This is a genomic window from Nostoc cf. edaphicum LEGE 07299, from assembly GCF_015207245.1.
Taxonomy (GTDB): Bacteria; Cyanobacteriota; Cyanobacteriia; order Cyanobacteriales; family Nostocaceae; genus Nostoc; species Nostoc edaphicum_B.
The window spans coordinates 1-3128 of the sequence record NZ_JADEXF010000787.1 but is presented as its reverse complement, the minus strand read 5'-3'; the positions used below and the strand labels follow the sequence as shown (position 1 = coordinate 3128).

Genomic DNA, 3128 nt, shown 5'->3' with positions numbered 1-3128 from the left:
AAAAATAAAATTATTTAGCTATTAATATAGTAATTGATACCTTTTTAATACCAGCGATCGCTAATAATAATGTCTCTTCAATCTTCTGCTAAACTTGTAGATTTATATACAGAAGATTAAAAGTTTGTGAGCTACACAAGCTAAATCTGTTGCCCAAATATAAAGGGTATTTTACTTCTGAATTCTGCTGTCAGCAGTACTATTTAAACAAGCTCCCAGCAATTTATTGACATCATAATATATTGCTAGAGCAATTCTTTTTGCTGTTGCTTTTGTCTGTTAAAGCTGTTTTTGAAGCCCTATATACCTTCTGGTGATGCTTTCAGTCCTTGGCTTGTCATAGCTCAGGTTGAAACTTGTAGTATAGTATATGCTTAAGAGAGCAACTATATGTAAATGCACCAGGGTAGATTTCCGTAGACCTTCTTTAAGAGATCATACTTATTGGTTATAGTACAGTCGAGTAAGTAGGAATTGAGAATCTAGATTGGCTGATAAGTTAGTTTGTGAGCCTTTATAGAGACCTAATTAATCAGGGAGTGCGTTACTCTTTTAAAGTTGTAGCAATTGCCGTCGCTTCTGGATGTGTCTTTTGACTATTTGCGATTACGGAGATGGTTTTTAATTACACTTATTCCAACTATAAAAATTTAACATTATACAATACAAATTCCAAATTATGCAAAAATCATGCCATAATTATAAATTTTATCGGCATGATGATGGCTGAGGTTGCGATCGGCTTCATGGAAAATCAAATGTACACAAGTACTACAGTAGCGATGGTACTCAACAAAAACACGTAAAGTAAAGCTGGCACAACAGCAAATCGCCCAATCTACAATAGACAGCATTATGGTTATGGTTACTGCTACTACTCCCAAAATTCTGATCGTTGATGACGACTTCGGTGTTCGAAATCTCGTCTATCGTTTTTTAAGTCGGAAATATCAAATAGAGTCGGCAGCAGATGGTAGGACTGCCTTATCGTTGTTTGAACAATTCAATCCAGCTTTAGTAATTCTGGATTGGAATTTGCCGGATGTTACTGGTTATAGCCTTTGCCAAGAAATGCAGAGTCGTACTAATGTTTTAGTGCTGATACTGACTAGTAGGACTGACGAGGCTGATAAAATTAAAATCTTAAGCGCAGGTGCTGATGATTTCATGACTAAACCATTTAGTCTTGCAGAAGTTGAAGTTAGAGTAGAAGCTCTTTTGAGGCGGATACGCTACATCAATCCCTCCCCAACACAACGTATCGTTTTTAAGCAGCTGGTAATTAATCCAGAGGGCCGCGAGGTAACACTTAACAATAAAACTCTTGCCTTAACAGCGCTGGAATTTAATATCTTACATTTTTTGGCAAGTCATCCTAATCAGGCTTGGAGTCGTCCACAGCTAATCCAAAAAATCTGGGGTTGCGACTACATAGGAGATGGCCGGGTGGTTGATGTGCATATTGGTCAGCTTCGCAAAAAGATGGAAGTCGATCCCAGCATACCGGAGTTTATTAAAACTGTGCGAGGCTATGGTTACAAGTTTGAAGCGCCCGACGAGAATACTAGTTTTTAAGACTACTACAGAGGTGCAAACAACACTGAGATAAAAAAGAAATACTTTGAACCATATTGGGAACTGATTTGGTCTTGCCTTGACGATTTTAAGCAAAGCTGTACTTAGAAACTATTCATTATTTTTCTTAGCCAATCTTTGACTAACCAGCTCAGCTGCTAAATGTATTGCTGCTTTCATACTCGTAGCATCAGCAATTCCTTTACCCGCAATATCAAACGCTGTTCCGTGGTCGGGTGAAGTACGAACGAAAGGAAGACCGATAGAAGTATTAACTGCCCGATCAAACGCCATCAGCTTCACCGGAATTAAGCCTTGGTCGTGGTAAAGTGCCAAGTAGCCATCAGCAAGATTTTGTACTAAAGAATTTCCATACCAAGCTTGGCCAGGTTTAACCCACATTGTATCTGACGGTATCGGCCCATCTAACTGCAATTGTGGTCGGTTTTGTCGTTCTTGCTCTAACCAGGGAATTAACCAATCTTGCTCTTCATGTCCAAGTTGCCCCTGTTCGCCACTGTGGGGATTCAAACCTGCGATCGCAATTCTCCCTCTATATATACCAAAATCTTTCTCTAAACACTCCACCAGCAAATCTAGTTTTTGTGTCAACAACTGCGGTGTCAACACATCGGCTACTTGACGTAGGGGAATATGTGTGGTTGCAAGTAAAGCGCGGAGTGTCCAATTAGTATGAGGCGATCGCGCTACAAATAACATCCCAAAACGGTCAACACCTGATTTCTGTGCCAAAAGTTCTGTTTGTCCTGGATAATTATAGCCTGCGGCTTTCCAAGCAGATTTAGCGATCGGCCCTGTGACAATACCATCAAATTTACCAGCCAGTGTTTGAGCGATCGCATATTCCATATACGCAAAACTAGCCGCACCACTGGCTGCATTACCTATTCCTGAAATAATTTGATCTTTAATTTTTCCATCCAACTGCACATCGCTGACTGACAACTCATCTGGATTTGCCAAAGCTACTAAATTCTCAGTTAAATTCAGTTTGTAATAAATCTGTGCGAGCAAATCTCCGTTACCCACTAGTGTAACGTCATATTTTTTACGAATTTCTGGATCGGCTAAAGCTTTCAAAATCACCTCTGGCCCAATTCCCGCCGGATCTCCCAGCGTCAGCGCCAAACGCGGACGATTCTCTTTCACAAAATTTATTAAACCATCTTGATTATTTTGATACATAAAATTTCTTCATAATTATTATTATCAAAATTTTCTAATTTACCCATCTCTCCTTAATACTAGGGATTGCCCCCCAAGCAAGTAGGGATTACCTGCTAAACTAGTTTAAAATTGTTTACACAGGTCTAATCCTAGCAAGTGTTGAAAAGCTTCTGCTAGACCTAGTTTACACACCAATTTGCATAAGGAGAATCACACTAATGGGCGGCGAAATTTTGAATGCAGCTCTATTGTCTTTCGGTTTAATCTTCGTAGGCTGGGGCTTGGGCGCGTTGTTACTGAAAATTCAAGGCACAGAAGAATAATTAGTGCTGAGTGCTGAGTGCTGAGTGCTGAGTGCTGAGTGC

At 39.8% G+C, this 3128-nt stretch carries 4 protein-coding genes; 2 read left to right on the top strand and 2 right to left on the bottom strand.

Going from position 1 to position 3128, the window contains the following annotated elements; translation table 11 throughout:
* Positions 1–677 precede the first annotated feature (677 nt).
* Positions 678–854 carry a hypothetical protein gene (locus IQ229_RS20670; RefSeq protein WP_190241030.1) on the bottom strand — a complete coding sequence of 59 codons (177 nt, stop codon included), beginning with the start codon at positions 852–854 and terminating at the stop codon, positions 678–680.
* Between the two features lies 1 nt (position 855).
* Here IQ229_RS20670 and IQ229_RS20665 point away from each other — a divergent pair, with 1 nt between their 5' ends.
* Positions 856–1575: a response regulator transcription factor gene (locus tag IQ229_RS20665; protein WP_194046936.1), complete on the top strand. Its 720-nt coding sequence runs from the start codon at positions 856–858 to the stop codon at positions 1573–1575.
* A 111-nt stretch (positions 1576–1686) separates the two neighbouring features.
* On the opposite strand, the gene pdxA is transcribed toward IQ229_RS20665, so the two are convergent.
* Positions 1687–2781 carry a 4-hydroxythreonine-4-phosphate dehydrogenase PdxA gene (gene pdxA / locus IQ229_RS20660; protein WP_194046935.1) on the bottom strand — a complete coding sequence of 365 codons (1095 nt, stop codon included), beginning with the start codon at positions 2779–2781 and terminating at the stop codon, positions 1687–1689.
* Positions 2782–2981: 200 nt separating this feature from the next.
* On the opposite strand from pdxA, the gene petM reads away from it, so the two are divergent.
* The gene (gene petM, locus IQ229_RS20655; RefSeq protein ID WP_094344256.1) at positions 2982–3086 is read left to right on the top strand and encodes a cytochrome b6-f complex subunit PetM; all 105 of its coding nucleotides are present in this window, start codon (positions 2982–2984) and stop codon (positions 3084–3086) included.
* Positions 3087–3128: the final 42 nt, after the last annotated feature.